Source organism: Rhodococcus sp. 5G237, assembly GCF_053764735.1.
Genome location: NZ_JBSNCD010000001.1, coordinates 251,311 through 268,409, shown reverse-complemented (window position 1 = coordinate 268,409; position 17,099 = coordinate 251,311). Strand labels below are relative to the sequence as shown.

Below are 17,099 nucleotides of genomic sequence, written 5' to 3'. Positions count from 1 at the left end.
TCCAGGGAGTGATCGAAGTGATCGACCAGACCGCGGCGCTTGCCGACGCGCCTGTAGAGGTGCCGAGAACAGGCCACAAGGCCGGCGAAACCGCAGGCAACGCGCATATCCGAATTTCCGGTCTCACCAAGAAGTACGGCGACAAGGTCGCGGTGAACAACATCGATCTTGATGTCCGTGCCGGTGAATTCCTCGTGCTCCTCGGCCCTTCCGGCTGCGGCAAGACCACCACCATGCGTTCGATCGCGGGCCTCGAACACCCCACCTCGGGGTCGATCTCCATCGGTGGCCGCACGGTCTTCGACGCTCGCACGCACACCCAGGTCGCGCCGAACGAGCGGAACATCGGCATGGTCTTCCAGTCCTACGCGATCTGGCCGCACCGCACGGTCTTCCAGAACGTCGCGTTCCCACTGACCATGAAGCGGCCGCGCCCGTCGAAGGAGGCGATCGAGAAGCGGGTCGAGGCGACCCTCGAGATGGTCGGACTCGACCACGTCAGCGCGCAGTCCGCCAGCCGTCTCAGTGGCGGCCAGATGCAGCGTGTCGCACTTGCTCGCAGTGTCGTGATGGAACCGGATGTGCTGTTGCTCGACGAGCCGCTGTCCAACCTCGATGCCAAACTGCGCGAGAAGCTTCGGGTCGAACTCAAGCAGATCCAGCGGGATCTCGGCATGACCTCCATCTACGTGACCCATGATCAGGCCGAGGCACTCGCGCTCGCCGATCGCATCGTCCTGATGCGCAACGGCACGATCGAGCAGCAGGGCACTCCGATGGAGCTCTACCACGATCCGCAGACGCGGTTCGCAGCCGAATTCATCGGCCTGAACAACAAGCTGATCGGACGGGCGACCCAGACAGGCGACGGCGCCCGCTTCGACGTCCCGGGCTCGTTCGATTTGTTCTCCGGCAGTGCACTGTCCACGACCGGGCCGGCTACGGCGTTCATCCGCGCCGAGGACATCCGCATCGTTCTCGGCGGACCGGAGTACTACGACGGCACGAACCTGCTGCAGGGCACCGTCGAACTCGTCGAGCTGCTCGGCAGCCAGTTCCTGTACGCGGTGCGCGTCGGTGAGACCCTCCTGCAGGTCCTCACCGGCAACAACGGCCAGATGCTCGCGCACGGAACCGAAGTGCAGCTCGCTGTGGACGTGCGTCACGTCCGGTGCTTCCCGGAGGAGCAGTCGTGACCGACCTTCTCGAACGTACCCCGCCGCCGGTTCCGATCGACGAGATCCCCGAGTCGCGCTGGAACCGACCGCTGCAGTTCCTGCGGCGCAACACCACCCTCATCGCGCTGAGCGTGATCCTGTTCGTGTTGGTGATCGTGCCGCTGGTGATGCTCATCGTCGGCGCGTTCACCGACGCGCCGCCACGCCCGGGCGAGGGCATGGGCTCCTTCCAGCTCGACAACTTCTCCGCCCTGTTCCAGGAACGCGGCCTGCGCGCGGCGCAGAACTCGCTGATCGTGTCCCTGTGCGCGGGTGCACTGGCGCTGTGCATCGGCGGTGGGCTGGCCTGGCTGGCCGCCCGTACCGACATGCCCTTCCGCGGGCTCGCCCAGGCCGCCGGCATCGTGCCGCTGTTCATCTCGGGTTTCGTCGGCGCGATGGCGTGGAGCATCCTGGCCTCCCCGCAGGCCGGGCTGATCAACCTGATGCTCAGTTCGCTGGGTATCGGCGTCACCCTCAACGTCTACTCGCTGCCCGGCGTGATCTTCGTGATGTCGCTGTACTACTCGCCGTACGCGTTCGTGTTCATGTACGGCTCGATGTCGCTGATGAACCCCGAACTCGAGGAGGCCGCCGCCATCCACGGCGCGAAGCCATGGCAGGTGGTAACCCGGGTGACCCTGCCCATGGTCCGACCGGCCATCCTCGCCGCCGGGATCCTGACGTTCACCCTCATCATCGAGGACTTTCCGATCCCCTCGATCCTCAGCGGCGGCACAGGCAATGAGACGCTCGCGTCCTACGTCTACGCCCTGATGTCCGAGGCACCCGCCCGCCTGGGCGAGGCCAGCGCGGTCGGATTCACCCTCATCCTCGTGGTGGCTCTGCTGGTCACCGCGCAGCGGATGCTGGTGCGTGGCAAGTCCTATCAGACCGTCACCGGCAAGGGCTTCAAGCCGTCGGTGATGAAGCTCGGCAAGTTCCGTTGGCCGGCCTTCGCCCTGGTGGTCCTGTACCTCTTCCTGGCCGTGGTCCTGCCGATGCTGGCGCTGCTCAAGACGGCGTTCTCGAAGTCCATCTACGTCAAGAGCTTCGGTGACGTCTTCGACTCGTCGAAGTACAGCACCGAGACCTTCGTGAAGACGATCCAGGGCACCAAATTCATTCTCGGTAGCACCAACAGTCTCATCGCCGGTGCCAGTGCCGCCGTGATCGGTGTCGTGCTGTACTTCGTTCTCGCGCACTACATCAACCGGCGCGGTGGAACCGCAGGCGGCATCCTGCAGATCGTCGCGGTGCTGCCGGTTGCGGTGCCCGCCCTCGTGCTCGGCATCGCTCTGATGTGGACCTGGGCACCGATGCAGGTCCCCGTCTACGGCACGCTGGCGATCCTCGTCATCGCTTACATCGTCCGCTTCATGCCCCAGGGCCATGGCGGGATTCTGACCTCGATGCAGCAGATCAGCCCCGAACTCGAAGAAGCGGCCCGGATGTCGGGTGCAGGCGCCATGCGCGCCACCTCGTATGTAACCTTCCCGCTGCTGCGGACGAGCATTTTCTCCGGCGGCCTGATGGTGTTCATCCTGTCGCTGCGTGAGTTGTCGGCCTCGATCTTCCTCTACACGACCGACACCCGGGTGCTTTCGGTCGTCGTGTTCGAGGAATGGGAGAACGGCGCATGGGATCGCGTCGCCTCCATCGGCCTCGCCTACAGCGCTGTGCTCCTGGTGCTCACCCTCGTCGGCCGACGTTGGATGAAGTAGCCGGCGACACCCGCCCCACTGCAACTACGGACTGAAGGAACAAGACAATGAGGTTGAAGTTCGCGGCAGGCTGCGTGGCTCTGGCCCTGACCCTTGCCGGATGTGGCTCCGGCTCGAGCGCACCCTCGAGCGCCGAGGGGGATCTCGTCATCGACGGCGTCACCATCGCCGACCAGGAGGAGTGGCAGGCCGCCCTCGACGAGGGATCGTTCACGCTCTACGACACCTACCCGGAAGAGCAGTGGCGGGCACTTCTCGACGAGTTCACCGAGGACACCGGCGTCGAGGTCGAGTCGGTCCGACTGGTCACGAGCAAGATGTACGAGCGGATGCTCTCCGAGGCCGGCGCAGGGCGATTCGGTGCGGATGCGATCGGTATCACCGACATCACGCTCATGACCGAACTCCAGAATCGCGGCATCACCGAGAATTTCGAATCGGTGAGCGGAAAAGCGTTGCCGGAAGGACGTTTCGACCCGGACGGCGGTTGGTACTCCAGCCTGCTTCCCGGACTCACCATCAGCTACAACACCGACATCGTCCCGGAGGAGGAAGCCCCGAAGACGTGGGAGGATCTGCTCGACCCGAAGTGGAAGGGCAAGATCGGCATGACGCCGATCACCACAGGCGGTAGTACGTTCTCCCTGTTCCACTTCCTGCAGGAGACCTACGGCCGGGAGTACTGGGAGGCACTGAACGCCCAGCAGCCGCGCATGTACGAGTCCAGCGTGGCGCTGGGTCAGGACATGGTCCGCGGCGAGGTTCCGATCACTATCGGTAACCCGGGCGTGGTCTCCGGTCTCATCGAGGACGGCGCCCCGGTGACCATGGTCTTCCCCGAGGACGGTGTGCCGGTCTTCCAGAGCGTCGTCGGTTTGGTCGCCGGTGCCGAGCATCCCGCCGCCGCCAAGCTCTACCTCGAGTGGTTGCTGTCGCCGCGCGGTCAGCAGGTCATCGTCGAGAAGACCAACGAGTACCCGGCCGACCCGACGGTCGAAGGCCCGTCGGTCGAGGGTGTGGACATGCCCGCCGCGGATTCCGCAGTCCTGAAGGTTCCGCCGACCGAGGCATGGTTCGAACAGCGGACCACGATGACCGAGGACTGGAACAACCTCTTCAAGTGACCGAGTGGGCCGGATGCCACCCGGCATCCGGCCCGTTCGATCCGGCAGCGCATGCCTGAACACGGCAACGATCAGGGAGCAACAGTGAATTTCGATCCGGGGGAGTATCGGCGGGTCCTGGGGCATTATCCGACCGGCGTCGTGGTAGTGACCGCGTGCGACGGTGATGGCGAACCGGTGGGAATGGTCATCGGATCGTTCACATCGGTCTCTCTGGACCCACCGCTGGTGGCCTTCCTGCCGACGAAGACCTCCTACCGCTTCGCGCGGCTGCGCGAAGCGAAGTCGTTCTGCGTCAACATCCTCGGCCACGAGCAGGAGGAAGTGTGTCGCCGGATCGCGTCGACTCCCGAGGGGCTGGGCGACGTGCCCTGGCATCTCGGTTCCGGCGGAGCACCCGTTCTCGACGAGGCTGTGGCCTGGTTCGATTGCACCTACGAGTCGATCCTCGAAGCCGGCGACCACTACATCGTTCTCGGTCGCGTCCAGGAATTCGGAGCGCACAATCCACGATCGCCGTTGATCTTCTTCCAGGGCGGGATGGGCCGGTTCGCCTCCTCGTCGATGGTCCTCTCCGAGGATGCAGGGCTCATCGAGGGTGTGCGCCTGGGGAATGCTGCACGCAACGAAATGGAGATCCTCGCAACGGAGTTCGACGCCGAGTGCTCGGCGATGGTCCCTGTCGGCGACGACCTCGTGCTGGTCGCCATCGCGAACAATGCGACCAGCTCCGACGGCTCCCTGTTGGGAACCCGAGTACCGCTCATCGCCCCCATGGGGGAGGCCTACATCGCCTTCGGCGGAGACGACGACATCGAAGGGTGGCTCGCGCGCGCCGGCACACTCGACGAGTCGACTGTTGCCGACTACCGCACGCGCTTGCGCACCATCCGCGAACGTGGATGGTCGATGTCCCTGGCGGGCCCGGCAGAGGAACGCGTGTTGTACACCGACTTCCGCCGGCGCGCGGAGGGCAGTCTCACTCCGGTTCAGGAACGGGCACTGGCGGCCAAGGTGTCCGGACTCGCGCGGTTCTATCGGCCGGTCGAGGAGTCGAACGACGAGCAGTTCGAGGTGCACTCGATCGTCGCGCCCGTGCTCGACGACGGTGGACGGCCGGTGATGGTGCTCCGACTCGCCCACTTCCCGGAGGCTCTCGACGGACCGACCGCGCATCGGATCGGACAGCGTCTGGTCGCCGGAGCGCGTCGCATCGAACCGAGCCTGCCCGTCACGGCGTGAGCGATTCCGGACCTCGAACTGTATCCGGAGCCTTCACAGGTTCCACACCATCGATATCCCGGCTCTCGGGCCGAAGCATTGCGAAAGGATTGGACGTGAAGATCACAGCGGGTGGCGTCTCGATCGCCTATCAGGAGGCCGGTAGCGGAGACCCGGTGGTGCTTCTGCACGGTTCCGGACCGGGTGTATCGGCCCGATTCAACTGGGAACGGACCCTGCCTTCGGTGGCGGGCATGGGCTACCGCGCGATTGCGCCCGACCTCGTCGGATTCGGTGACAGCGACCGTCCCGAGGGGTACACCTATAGTTCCCTGAACTGGGCCGAATCGGTCGCCGAGTTCATCGAGGCGCTCGATCTCGGTCCTGTTCATCTCGTCGGAAACTCGATGGGTGGGCGGATCGCGCTGACGCTCGCCGCCAAGTCCCCCGAGCTCGTGCGCAGTCTCACCCTCATGGGTGTTCTGTCGCCGTCGGTACCGCGCTCCGAGGTGCTCACCAACCTGCGCAGCTTCTCCCCGTCGTACGAGTCGATGAGCAGGACGCTGCGGGAGGTCTTCGTGGTGGATCCCGAGGTCGTGACCGACGAACTCGTCCGGATGCGCTACGAGGCGAGCTCGCGACCCGGCGAAGCCGAGCACTACCGCGCGATGTTCTCCACACCGGAGGCCAACGTGCTGCCGCTGACCGAGGACGAGATCCGCGCGATCGAGATCCCCGCACTGGTGATCCACGGCCGTGAGGACAAGGTCGTTCCCGTGGAGAACGGCTACTCCCTGGCGACGTTGCTTCCGAACGTGCGGGCGGTCCTGGTCAGCCAGTGCGGTCACTGGGTGCAGATCGAGCACGCTCACCTGTTCGAGGAGCAGCTCCGACTCTTCCTCGCCGATCTCCGAGCGGCATGAGTACCGGGGAGACGGACCTGTCGCTCACGTCCGCGATCGCGACCTTCGCGACCCGGCCGCGAAGAGAATCCGAGAGCTCCCGGCACGCCGATGCCGTCGCGATCGCGATCGTCGATACCGTGGGGGTCGCGATCGCGGGCGGACGCAGTGACGCGGTCCGCATTCTCACGGACTGGGTCACGACTCTCCCGTCGGTCGGTGATGCGCCCCTGTGGGGTAGCGGGGTTCGGGTGTCTGCTCCGGATGCGGCGCTGGTCAACGGCACGGCCGCACACGCGCTGGACTGGGACGATGCCTCCCCGTCGATGCCGATACACCCGAGCGCGGTACTCGTGCCGGCCCTGCTGTCCCAGACCTCGGAGCGGGACGTGTCGGGTTCGGCGCTCGTCCGCGCATACAACGTCGGCGCAGCGGTCTTCCGCGCGGTGTCGGAGGCACTGCCCGTTGATACGAGTGTCGATCTCGGGTGGCACAACACCGCGACCTCCGGCCGGATCGCGGCAGTCGCCGCGTTGGCGAATCTGACCTCCGCAGATCCCGCTACGACAGCGCACGCCCTCGGGTCGGTCGCGTCGATGGCGAGCGGAAGCGTCGGCAACTTCGGCACCATGACCAAACCACTCCACGCCGGACTGGCCGCGCGCGACGCCCTGACCGCACTTTCCCTCGCCGGCAGGGGATTCACCGCGAACGTCACCCAGCTCGAACATCCGCACGGCTTCTTCGCGATGTACGGTCGCAGCGACCTCACTCGGCTCGAACAGATCCCGGCGAGACTCGAGTACTGGCAGGACAATTGGACCGGTGACTGGTCCATCAAACGGTATCCGTGTTGCTACGGCACGCACCACGCCGTCGACGCCGTGCTCGACATCCGTCACGCGTTCCACCCGGAAGATGTGGAGCGCATCGATGTATCGATCTACGGTCCGGATCTCACGATCCTGGCGAAACGGAAACCGGCCACTGGCCTGGAGGCGAAGTTCAGTCTCGAGTACGTCGTCGCGGTCGCTCTTCTCCGTGGGGCTGTCACCGCAGCTGATTTCGAGGACGACGCCGTGCTCGATCCGTCCGTTTCAACACTCATGAACAGGATCCGCCTGGTCGGCGACCCCGCTGCCACGGCCCGATTCGCAGACCTCACCGTCACGCTCCGTGACGGCCGCGCGATCGACATACGCACCGAGATCACCCGTGGTGACGCCCGGAACCCGATGACCGGAAACGAGATCCGTGAGAAGTTCGACGGAGCCTGCCGGAGTGCCGGATTGCAGGACCGCGCAGCACATCGGGTCGCAGACGCGCTCTTCTCCGTCACGGAGCGTTCGAGCGTGCAACCCATCGTGTCGCTCCTGGGTGAACTTCACGTCTGTATCGCGTCGAAAGCGGCTCACCATTAGAAACTTTCGCGCGTACCGGCCCTCGGAACGGTTTTCTTCGACCGGCCGTCGAACCGCGGGAGCATGTTCTCATCAGGACGAAAGGAAGATGCCATGGCGGCCACTGTGCGAAGTTTGGGATACCTCCGGATCAACGCTACCGACCTCGGTGAGTGGAGACGATTCGGTGAGGATCTCCTGGGCCTCAATGTTGCCGAGCATCGAGAGGATCGCATCCGGTTCCGGATGGACGAGTACGAGTACCGCATCGAGGTCAACGAAGCCGCTTCGGACGGCGTCGACACTATCGGATGGGAAGTCGCGAGCGAAGGCGATCTCGAGCAGATCGTCGAACGTCTCGAGGAGGCAGGTTACCGGGTCGATCGCCTCGATGAATCCGTCGCCCGTGCCCGGAACGTCTCGCGACTGGTCACTTTCCGTGACCCGGACGACGTTCTGAACCTCGAGCTCTACATCGGGCTGAAGACGGCCAACACACCCTTCTACTCGATCAAGGGTGCCAACTTCGTCGCCGGCCGACTGGGCGTGGGACACGTCTTCCAGGTGGTGGAGGACCGCGAGAAGTACAACACGCTCTATCGCGAGATCCTCGGCTTCCGGCTCAGCGACTACATCGACGTCACCCCGGAGATCGAAGCGACGTTCCTGCACTGCAATGAACGGCACCATTCCTTCGCCTTCGTGAAGAACCCGGCTCGTCCCACCGGCGTCGGACACTTCATGGTCGAAGTGGACGATCTCGACCGGGTCGGTTGCGCATGGCAGCAGATGCTCGACGACAAGGAACCGGTCATCCAGACGTTGGGGCGCCACACCAACGACAAGATGATCTCCGCCTATGTGAAATCACCGGCGAACGTCGGCGTCGAGTACGGTTTCGGCGGTCTCCTCATCGACGACTCGACGTGGACGCCGACCCGTTACGACTGGGGCCATTACTGGGGCCACGAGAAGCAGAAGATCTGAGCCCGACGCGGGTTTCCGCGATCGTCGGGATCCATTCGGTTGATCCGGAATACGAGTTTCGAAAGTGATGGGAGTTGTCATGAGCAGTGCTGTCGTGCAGATCGGTGCCGACCGGGGAGCCGATGAGGCATACGAGTCCCTCTGGACGATCGCGACCGAAGAGGCCCACGCGAGCGAGGTCCAGGGGTCGTTGACTCCGCGATTGGTCGAGGGGATCAAGCAGGCCGGCCTGACGCGCATGCTGCAGCCGACCGACCTGGGCGGTTCCGCGGCGCACCCGGTGGAGTTCTTCGAGGCCTCGATCCGACTCGCCTCGAAGTACGGCTCGGCGGGATGGGTCACCGGTGTCGTCGCCGTGCACAATCACGAACTCGCCCAGGCCGATCCGCGACTCCAGCAGGAGGTGCTCGGCACGGATCCCGACGTGTGGACGTCGTCGTCGTACAACCCGGTCGGCCGTGCGCGCGTCGTGGACGGTGGGTTCCTGCTGTCCGGGCACTGGAGCTTCTCGTCGGGTGCGGACCCCTCGCAGTGGGCCATGCTCGGCGGATTCGTCACCAACGACGACGGTCAGATCGTGGAGCAATCACCGCGGCATTTCATGGTCCCGCGTTCGGATTACGAGATCATCGACGACTCGTGGCAGGTCATGGGTCTGAAGGGCACGGGCAGCAAGGACATCGTCATCCGTGACGCGTTCGTGCCGGACTACCGTGCCATCGAGATCGCCGCGATCACCGACGGAACCGGCGGACGCGCCGCCGGCCGCGACGAACCCCTGTTCAGCATGCCCCGCAACATCGTCTTCGCGGGTGCGGTGACGGCGGCGACACTCGGCATCTGCCTGGGCATCATCGAGGAGAGTGCGGCGCGCACCGGTGACCATGAAGGCCGGTACGGCAAGGCCAGCGAGGATCCCTACCGTCTGACGGCTCTCGGCATCGCGATGGCGGACGTGCAGGCGAGCATCCGGCACTTCCTGTGGGACATCGAGCGGTCGTACGATCTGGCCGAGCGTCTGCGCGGCGACGAGTTTCCCTACTCACTGCGGGCCGAGATACGCCGCAACCAGGTCCGTGCATCGCATCGGTCTCTCGACGCGGTCGACAAGCTCTTCCGGCTCAGCGGCGGTCGTGGCATCCGCACCGACCTTCCGATGGAACGGATGTGGCGCGACGCCCACTCGGCCGTCCATCACGCACAGCAGGTCGAAGGAACCATCATCAATGCCGCCGTCCGTGACCACTTCGGATTCCCGGGACTGCCCGGCATCAAGTTCTGAGTGGGCGCAGACATGAGCAACGCTGTCGACGAGGCACCCACCTACGAGACGACCAGTCGGTTCGTGAATGCCGGCGGCATACGGGTGCACTACCACGAAGCGGGCACGGGTCCGTCGCTGCTGCTGATCCACGGCGGTGCCCCGGGTGCCTTCGGGTGGGGGAACTTCGGCCGCAATCTCGAGGCGCTGTCCCGGAACTTCCGCGTGGTCATCGTGGACCTACCGGGTTACGGTCGTTCGGACAAGCCCGACGTCGAGGACGGGCGGCATCTGATGTACGCGGAGACCATGGCGGCACTGATCGACGAATTGGGACTGGGCAGAACCCATGTGGTGGGGATGGCGACCGGAGGTGCGGTCGCCGCCCGGATGGCGCTGGACTTCCCCGAGCGTATCGACAAGCTCGTCCTCGTGAGCTCGTCCGGTGGCAGGACCATGTTCCACGTCCCGCCCCGGATGAACGCGATGCGGGCCTACTACGCGGGAGAGGGTCCGTCGCTGCCGAAGATGCGCGAGTACCTCGAGGACATCGTGTACGACCACGGACTCATCACCGACGAGATCGTGTGGGAGCGGTACGAGGCGAGCGTGGACCCGGAGTTCATGCAGAAGGCGCCGGAAGGGCGCAGCGACAAGCGGCACACGCCGGACGATCTGTGGAAGCGCCTCGACGAGATCACCGCGCCGACCCTGATCGTATGGGGGCGGGAGAATCGGATGCAACCGTTCGAGAACGCGGTCTTCATGTTCAGCAGGATCAAGCACTCGCAGTTGCACGTCTTCGGTGAATGCGGCCTGTGGGTGCCCTACGAGAAGATGGAGGAGTTCGACGCATTACTCGAGGATTTCCTGGCCCGTGAAAGAGCTTCTGGGGCAGCACCCTAGAGAACGGGAACCGGCACGGACGGTCGAGTATCGATCGTTCGGTGCCCACACCGAGGAACGGAGCCGACCCGTCGCCACATGCTTTCCGCAGTCCGAATGAAAGACACCGAACAGGTGTAATATTCGCGTTGTGGCACAGGCAATGTCGAAGGGACAAGAGGCTTCGATCGCGGTCTCGAAGGCCCTGCAACTCCTCGACGCCTTCAACGGCGTCGGGGAGGAATGCGGGCTCAGCGAACTGGCGCGACGAGCCAACCTTCCGAAGACGACGGCACATAGAATTCTCGCCCAGCTCATCAGTAGCGAGTTCGTCGTGCGCGTCGGAAACCGGTATCGGCTCAGCCTTCGTGTCTACGAATTGGGCAACCGAACGATCGGGTCCACGGCCCCGGGGATTCGAGCAACGTCCGGTCCCTTCCTGGGAGACCTGTTCCTCAGACTCCGGCACACCGCTCATCTCGCGGTACTGGATGGACGCAACGTCATCTTCCTCGACAAACTCGAGGCCCGCGACTCGCCGCGGATCCCCACGCGGGTCGGCGGGCAACTCCCCGCTGCGGCGTCGGCGCTCGGCAAGGCGATGTTGGCCTTCGGTTCGCGAGAGACCGTACAGGAGGCTCTCACCGGGGAATTGCCTCGGATGACCCGGAACACGATCACCGCCCACGGGGTGCTGATGGGACAGCTCCGACGGATCCGTGACGAGCGGGTCGCCTACGATCTCCAGGAGGGATTCCTCGGGATCACCTGTGTCGCCTCACCGATCGTCGTCGAAGGGCAGCAGGTCGCGGCGATCTCCGTCTCCGGTCCTTCCACGGGTCTCAACCTGCGGACCGCCGCGCCGCATGTCGCATCGGCGGCTCAGGCGATCGGCCGGGAGATCGAACGCAAACGGGCAATGATGGCACCCGCGGACTAGAAGCGGACCGAAACGACTTCGGTGGAGTGAACCCCGGGTAGCGGGGTTCACTCCACCGAAGAACGACAGAAGATCTACAGCCCCAGATCCTTGGCGATGATCGTCTTCATGACCTCGCTGGTGCCGCCGTAGATGCGGGTCACGCGGGTGTCGGCGTAGAGGCGGGCGATGGGGTACTCGGTGATGTAGCCGTAGCCGCCGTGCAGCTGCAGGCACTTGTCGATGATGCGGCCGGCGGTTTCCGTCGCGAACAGCTTCGCGCGGGCGGCGTCGGGCACGGTGAGCTCACCGCGATCGTTGAGCTCGATGGCGTTGTCGACCATGATCTGCAGCGCCTGCAGCTCCGCGGAGCATTCGGCGAGCACGAACTTGGTGTTCTGGAACGCGGCGACCGGCTTGCCGAAGACCTTGCGGTCCTTGGTGTATGCGATGGCGTGCTGGATCGCCGCGGCCGCGGTGGCGGCAGCGCCGAACGCGATGGTGAGACGCTCCTGCGCGAGGTTCTGCGTCAGGTACGAGAACGCCTCGCCCTCCTTGCCGAGCAGATCGGCGACCGGCACCTTCACGTCGTCGAACGCCAGCTCGGCGGTGTCCGAGGCCTTGAGACCGATCTTGTGGAGCTTGCGCCCGACCGCGAAGCCCTCGCTCCTGGTGTCCACCACAAGAATCGACAGGCCACCGCGACGGTCCTCGGGGTTGTACGGCGAGGTGCGGGCCACGACGAGGATGCGGTCGGCGAGCGCACCGCCGGTGATGAACGTCTTCGCGCCGTTGAGGACGTAGTGGCTGCCGTCCTCCGAGAGCTTCGCGGTGGTCGCGATGTTGGCGAGGTCGGAACCGGTGCCCGGCTCGGTCATCGCGATGGCGAACATCAGCTCACCCGAGGCGAACCCGGGGAGCCAGCGCTGCTTCTGCTCCTCGGTGGCGTTCTGCATGATGTACGGCAGGATCAGGTTCGAGTGCACCGACGACGAACCGAACGACACACCGGCCGCCGACGCCTCTTCGGCGAGGATCACGTTGAACTTCAGCGACGTCTCGCCGCCTCCGCCGTACTCTTCGGGAACCTGGATACCGAGGAGCCCGAGTTCTCCCATGCGGTTGTAGAACTCGCGCGGAGGATGGCCGGACTCTTCCCACTCCGGGTAGACGGGTACGACCTCCTTCGCGATGAAGTCGCGGACGGTCTGCCGGAACGCCTCGTGATCCTCGTTGTACAGCGTGCGCTTCACGCGTTGTCCTTCCAGGGATGAATGTGATTGCGGGGGTGGACCTTACAGCGCGTAACTACGCAGCACACCCTTGCTGATGATCGTCTTCTGGATCTCGCTGGTGCCCTCACCGATGAGCAGGAAAGGAGCCTCGCGCATGAGGCGCTCGATCTCGTACTCCTTCGAGTAGCCGTAGCCGCCGTGGATGCGGAAGCTGGCCTGGGTGACCTCGGAGCAGTACTCGCTGGTGAGGTACTTGGCCATACCGGCGGCGACGTCGTTGCGCTCGCCGGAGTCCTTCAGGCGCGCGGCGTTGACCATCATCAGGTGGGCGGCCTCGACCTTGGTGGCCATTTCCGCGAGGGAGAACGAGATCGCCTGGTGCTGGGCGATGGGCTTGCCGAAGGTGGTGCGCTGCTGGGCGTACCGGGCGGCGAGCTCGAACGCGCGGATCGCGACACCGCACGCGCGGGCCGAGACGTTGACGCGGCCGACCTCGACGCCGTCCATCATCTGGAAGAAGCCCTTGCCGGGCTCGCCGCCGAGGATCGAATCGGCCGAGGCCTTGTAGTTGTCGAAGACGAGTTCGGTGGTGTCGATGCCCTTGTACCCCATCTTGTCGATCTTGCCGGGGATGGTGACACCCGGGACGACCTCACCGAAGCCGGCGGGCTTCTCCACCAGGAAGGTGGTCAGGTTCTTGTGGGGCTTGTCGGAGCCTTCCTCCGTCTTGACCAGGGCGGCGACGAGGGTGGAGCTGCCGCCGTTGGTCAGCCACATCTTCTGGCCGTTGATGACGTAGTTGCCGTCGGCGTCGCGCTTGGCCTTGGTGCGGATGGCGGCGACGTCGGAGCCGAGTTCGGGCTCGGACATCGAGAACGCGCCGCGGACCTCACCGGTGGCCATGCGCGGCAGGTAGTACTGTTTCTGCTCCTCGGTGCCGTGCTGGCGGATCATGTACGCGACGATGAAGTGCGTGTTGATGACGCCGGAGACGCTCATCCAGCCGCGGGCGAGTTCCTCGACGCACAGCGCGTAGGTCAGCAGCGACTCGCCGAGTCCGCCGTACTCCTCGGGGATCATCAGTCCGAACAGCCCCATCTCGCGCATCTGGTCGACGATGGCCTGCGGGTAGGTGTCCGAGTGCTCGAGTTCCTGAGCGTTCGGGATGATCTCGCGGTCGACGAAGGTGCGGACCGTGTCGAGGATCTCGGACTGGAATTCCGTCAGACCGAGGGTCTGGGCGAGGCGGGTCATGCGGGCTCTTTCTGGGAGATGCGGATGGTGCCGGAAGCTGCGAGGGCGTCGACCTCGTCGTCGGTCAGCCCGAGATGTTCGGTGAGCACCTCGGCGGTGTCGTCGCCGTTGGCCGGCGCGGGGCGGACCTCGGGGTAGCAGCCGTCGAAGGACATCGGGGTGCTCGGGGCGTGGTAGCTGCCGATGCGCGGCTGGTCGAGCTTGTGGAACATCGGGTTGTCGGTCACGCGCGGGTCGGCGGCGAGTTCGGCGAAGGTGCGGTAGCGCTCGTGCAGGACCGAGGTACCACCGAGCGCCGTCTCGACCTCGTCGGCGGTGTGGCGCGAGAACCAGGCGCCGAACAGGCTGTTCAGCACGTGGCGGTGTTCGAACCGGGTGCCCTCGTCGCGGAAGTCGACGCCCAGGGCGGATTCGAGTGCGGCCACGGCCTCGGCGGTACCGGTGAGCTCGGTGAGGTCGCGGAAGTGCCGCGGCGTGAGCGCGACGAGCATGAAGCGTGCGCCGTCACTGGTGGCGAAGTCGGCGCCGTATGTGCCGTAGACGGAGTTGCCGACCTTCTCCCGGACGGGGCGGCCGAGCTGGGCCTCGGCGATGTAGCCGAGGTTGCCGACGGTCGCGAACGCAACGTCCTCGAGGGGGAGTACGACTTTCGTTCCTGCACCGGTGATCTCGCGGCGGTAGACGGCCGAGGCGACCGACAACGCGGCGTACAGGCCGCACGAGACGTCCCAGGCGGGCAGCACGTGGTTGACCGGGGTCGAGACGTTCTCGGCGCCGGTGACCTGCGGGAAACCGGCGGCGGCGTTGACGGTGTAGTCGACAGCGCCGGTGCCGTCGGCGCGGCCGAGGACCTGCACGTGGATCAGGTCGGGGCGGATCGCGGCGAGCTCGTCGTAGTCGAGCCACGAGCGACCGGCAGCGTTGGTGACCAGCACCCCCGCATCGATGATCAGGTCGCGGATCAGGTTCTGCGCGTCCGGGTTACGGAAATCCGCTGCGAACGACCGCTTGCCCTTGTTCAGGCCGGCCCAGTAGATCGACTCGTTGTCGTCGGTGACCGGCCAGCGACGGTAGTCGGCGGCGCCGCCGATCGGGTCGACACGGATCACGTCGGCGCCGAGAGCGGCCAGGGTCATGCCGCACAGGGGCGCGGCCACGAAGCTGGACACCTCGACAACGCGCACTCCCGCGAGGGGCGCAGTGGACGAGGGCAGCTCGTCGGTGGAAGCGGTGGAGTTCATGCTGCTCGCCTGTTCTCGTCGCGGTTCGTCGGGTACAGCGGTGACCCGAATCGGAGGATGCACTGTCAGCATGCCCCAGCTCTCGCGCCCGGGAACAGCACCGATCGGCTATCCCACGGTTAGCGCAGACCAATATCACCGGTGGGTACAGACCGCGAGTGGAGCGGCTTGTGAGGGGTCATAGGTTTTGGTGATCGATTCGTTCACTTCCTGCACTTTGCCAATCGTGAGCTTGCTCACGTTCAATGGCTGGGACATCAGGCTTGACATTTTTACCGGCGGTGCATTCCACGGGGATTCGTCCGTCGACTCCCATCCGAGTTCTGAAGGGACTCTCAGTGACTACAGGCGAAATCGTGCACGAAAAATTGGGTTCTCCGGGCGGACCGGCTGAAACGGGTCGCGCGCCTCTCGTGACTCCCGGCCGCGCGTGGAGCATGACCGGCCTGGTCATCTTCCTCTACGTCGTCAACTACGCCGACAAGGCCGTCCTCGGCATCATCGCCCAGCCCCTGGCGCGTGAGCTCGGCATGAGCTCCTCCCAGATCGGCCTGGTCGGATCGCTGTTCTTCGTCACATTCACCGTCGGCGGATTCTTCGCCGGGCCGCTGAACAAGTACCTGACCCTCCGCTGGGCCCTGCTGGCCCTCGGCCTGATCTGGTCGGTGGTGATGCTGCCGCTCGTCGTCAGCGCGAGCTTCGCGATGCTGGTGGTCACCCGCATGCTGCTCGGTCTCGCCGAAGGACCGAGCTCGGCCCTCATGCACACCGCCGCGTACTCGTGGCACCCGCCGGCCAAGCGTGGCCTGCCCGGCGCCTTCCTGGCCGGTTCCGCCTCCGTCGCGAAGATCGCCCTCGCCCCGGTTCTGACCTTCATCACCGTCGAGTGGGGATGGCGTGCCGCGCTGATCTCTCTGTCGATCCTCGGAGCGGTCTGGATGGGCTCCTGGCTCCTCGGCTGGAAGGAAGGCCCCTACACCACCAAGGCCGTCAAGGGCGCCGAGACCTCTGCGTCCGCTGCACAGACCGAACCGTCCGTGCCGTGGCGCAAGATCTTCCTCACCCGCACGTTCATCAGCTGCGCGATTCTGATCATGGTCGTCTACGCGCTCACCACCGTCGTCCTGACCTGGCTGCCGTCCTACTTCGAGGTCGGCCTCGGCTACAGCGCCCTGCAGGCCGGCTCGATGTTCGCCCTGCCGTCCATCATCGGTCTGTTCCTCATGATCAGCTCGGGTACGGTCACCGACCGTCTCAGCGCCAAGGGTTACCGTTCGCGGGTCGTCCGGATCATCGTGCCCGCCGTCGGCGTGCTCATCTGCGGTGCCATCCTGGTCTTCCTCCCGTCCATCGGTACGCCGGCCCTGGCCGTCGCGGTCGTCTCCATCGGCTACGGCTTCGGTGCCATCGCGTTCCCGCTGATCAACGCCGCGATCTCCGAGCTGTGCCCGCCGCAGCAGACCGCCGGCACGATGGGTGTCTTCCTCGCCCTGATGGCCGTCGGCGGCCTCGTCGCCCCCTACGGCACGGGTGTCCTCGTCGACAACGCCGCGACCGCGGCGGAGGGCTACGCAACGGCCTTCCAGGTCATCGGTGCACTCGGTGCGCTCGCTGCGATCCTGGTCCTGTTCCTGGCGAACCCGGAACGCGATCGCAAGCTCATCCGGGCCGCGGCCTGACCAGTTCGGCATAGCTTCCGCCTAACGGAAGCTTCCGCGGAAAGACTTTC

The 17,099-nt window shown here is 65.3% G+C and carries 14 protein-coding genes; 11 read left to right on the top strand and 3 right to left on the bottom strand.

Annotated features, from left to right (window positions below; translation table 11 throughout):
* Window positions 1-17: 17 nt before the first annotated feature.
* The 10 genes from ACWPOC_RS01220 (at window position 18) to ACWPOC_RS01175 (ending at window position 11,661) form a co-directional block, all read left to right on the top strand.
* Entirely contained in the window at window positions 18-1,196 is a 1,179-nt protein-coding gene (locus ACWPOC_RS01220; RefSeq protein WP_455407876.1) for an ABC transporter ATP-binding protein, read from the top strand.
* A complete protein-coding gene (locus ACWPOC_RS01215; protein WP_455407875.1) occupies window positions 1,193-2,941 on the top strand; it encodes an ABC transporter permease in 1,749 nt (582 codons plus the stop codon). Before ACWPOC_RS01220 ends, ACWPOC_RS01215 begins: the two co-directional genes overlap by 4 nt.
* A gap of 47 nt (window positions 2,942-2,988) precedes the next feature.
* Window positions 2,989-4,065, top strand: coding sequence for an ABC transporter substrate-binding protein (locus ACWPOC_RS01210; RefSeq protein ID WP_455407874.1), 1,077 nt, complete (start codon window positions 2,989-2,991; stop codon window positions 4,063-4,065).
* Window positions 4,066-4,149: 84 nt separating this feature from the next.
* On the top strand, window positions 4,150-5,307 hold the full coding sequence (locus ACWPOC_RS01205) for a flavin reductase (RefSeq protein WP_455407873.1): 1,158 nt from the start codon (window positions 4,150-4,152) through the stop codon (window positions 5,305-5,307).
* 95 nt (window positions 5,308-5,402) lie between these two features.
* Window positions 5,403-6,209 (top strand): alpha/beta fold hydrolase, encoded by an 807-nt coding sequence (locus ACWPOC_RS01200; RefSeq protein ID WP_455407872.1) that lies wholly within the window; start codon window positions 5,403-5,405, stop codon window positions 6,207-6,209.
* On the top strand, window positions 6,206-7,609 hold the full coding sequence (locus ACWPOC_RS01195; RefSeq protein WP_455407871.1) for an MmgE/PrpD family protein: 1,404 nt from the start codon (window positions 6,206-6,208) through the stop codon (window positions 7,607-7,609). The genes ACWPOC_RS01200 and ACWPOC_RS01195 overlap by 4 nt, the downstream gene beginning before the upstream one ends.
* Window positions 7,610-7,702: 93 nt before the next feature.
* A complete protein-coding gene (locus ACWPOC_RS01190) occupies window positions 7,703-8,575 on the top strand; it encodes a VOC family protein (RefSeq protein ID WP_455407870.1) in 873 nt (290 codons plus the stop codon).
* A gap of 79 nt (window positions 8,576-8,654) precedes the next feature.
* Window positions 8,655-9,857, top strand: a complete 1,203-nt coding sequence (locus tag ACWPOC_RS01185; protein WP_455407869.1) for a hydroxylase — start codon at window positions 8,655-8,657, stop codon at window positions 9,855-9,857.
* Between the two features lie 12 nt (window positions 9,858-9,869).
* Window positions 9,870-10,742, top strand: a complete 873-nt coding sequence (locus tag ACWPOC_RS01180; protein WP_455407868.1) for an alpha/beta fold hydrolase — start codon at window positions 9,870-9,872, stop codon at window positions 10,740-10,742.
* Window positions 10,743-10,872: 130 nt separating this feature from the next.
* Window positions 10,873-11,661 carry an IclR family transcriptional regulator gene (locus ACWPOC_RS01175; RefSeq protein WP_455407867.1) on the top strand — a complete coding sequence of 263 codons (789 nt, stop codon included), beginning with the start codon at window positions 10,873-10,875 and terminating at the stop codon, window positions 11,659-11,661.
* Between the two features lie 74 nt (window positions 11,662-11,735).
* On the opposite strand, the gene ACWPOC_RS01170 is transcribed toward ACWPOC_RS01175, so the two are convergent.
* Genes ACWPOC_RS01170 through ACWPOC_RS01160 form a run of 3 tightly spaced genes read right to left on the bottom strand, consistent with a single transcriptional unit; the run spans window position 11,736 to window position 15,370 of the window.
* Window positions 11,736-12,893 (bottom strand): acyl-CoA dehydrogenase family protein, encoded by a 1,158-nt coding sequence (locus ACWPOC_RS01170; protein WP_159417196.1) that lies wholly within the window; start codon window positions 12,891-12,893, stop codon window positions 11,736-11,738.
* A gap of 42 nt (window positions 12,894-12,935) precedes the next feature.
* Entirely contained in the window at window positions 12,936-14,129 is a 1,194-nt protein-coding gene (locus tag ACWPOC_RS01165; RefSeq protein ID WP_016693093.1) for an acyl-CoA dehydrogenase family protein, read from the bottom strand.
* On the bottom strand, window positions 14,126-15,370 hold the full coding sequence (locus ACWPOC_RS01160; RefSeq protein ID WP_120283788.1) for a CoA transferase: 1,245 nt from the start codon (window positions 15,368-15,370) through the stop codon (window positions 14,126-14,128). The genes ACWPOC_RS01165 and ACWPOC_RS01160 overlap by 4 nt, the downstream gene beginning before the upstream one ends.
* Window positions 15,371-15,708: 338 nt before the next feature.
* On the opposite strand from ACWPOC_RS01160, the gene ACWPOC_RS01155 reads away from it, so the two are divergent.
* The gene (locus ACWPOC_RS01155; RefSeq protein ID WP_120280848.1) at window positions 15,709-17,049 is read left to right on the top strand and encodes an MFS transporter; all 1,341 of its coding nucleotides are present in this window, start codon (window positions 15,709-15,711) and stop codon (window positions 17,047-17,049) included.
* Window positions 17,050-17,099 lie beyond the last annotated feature (50 nt).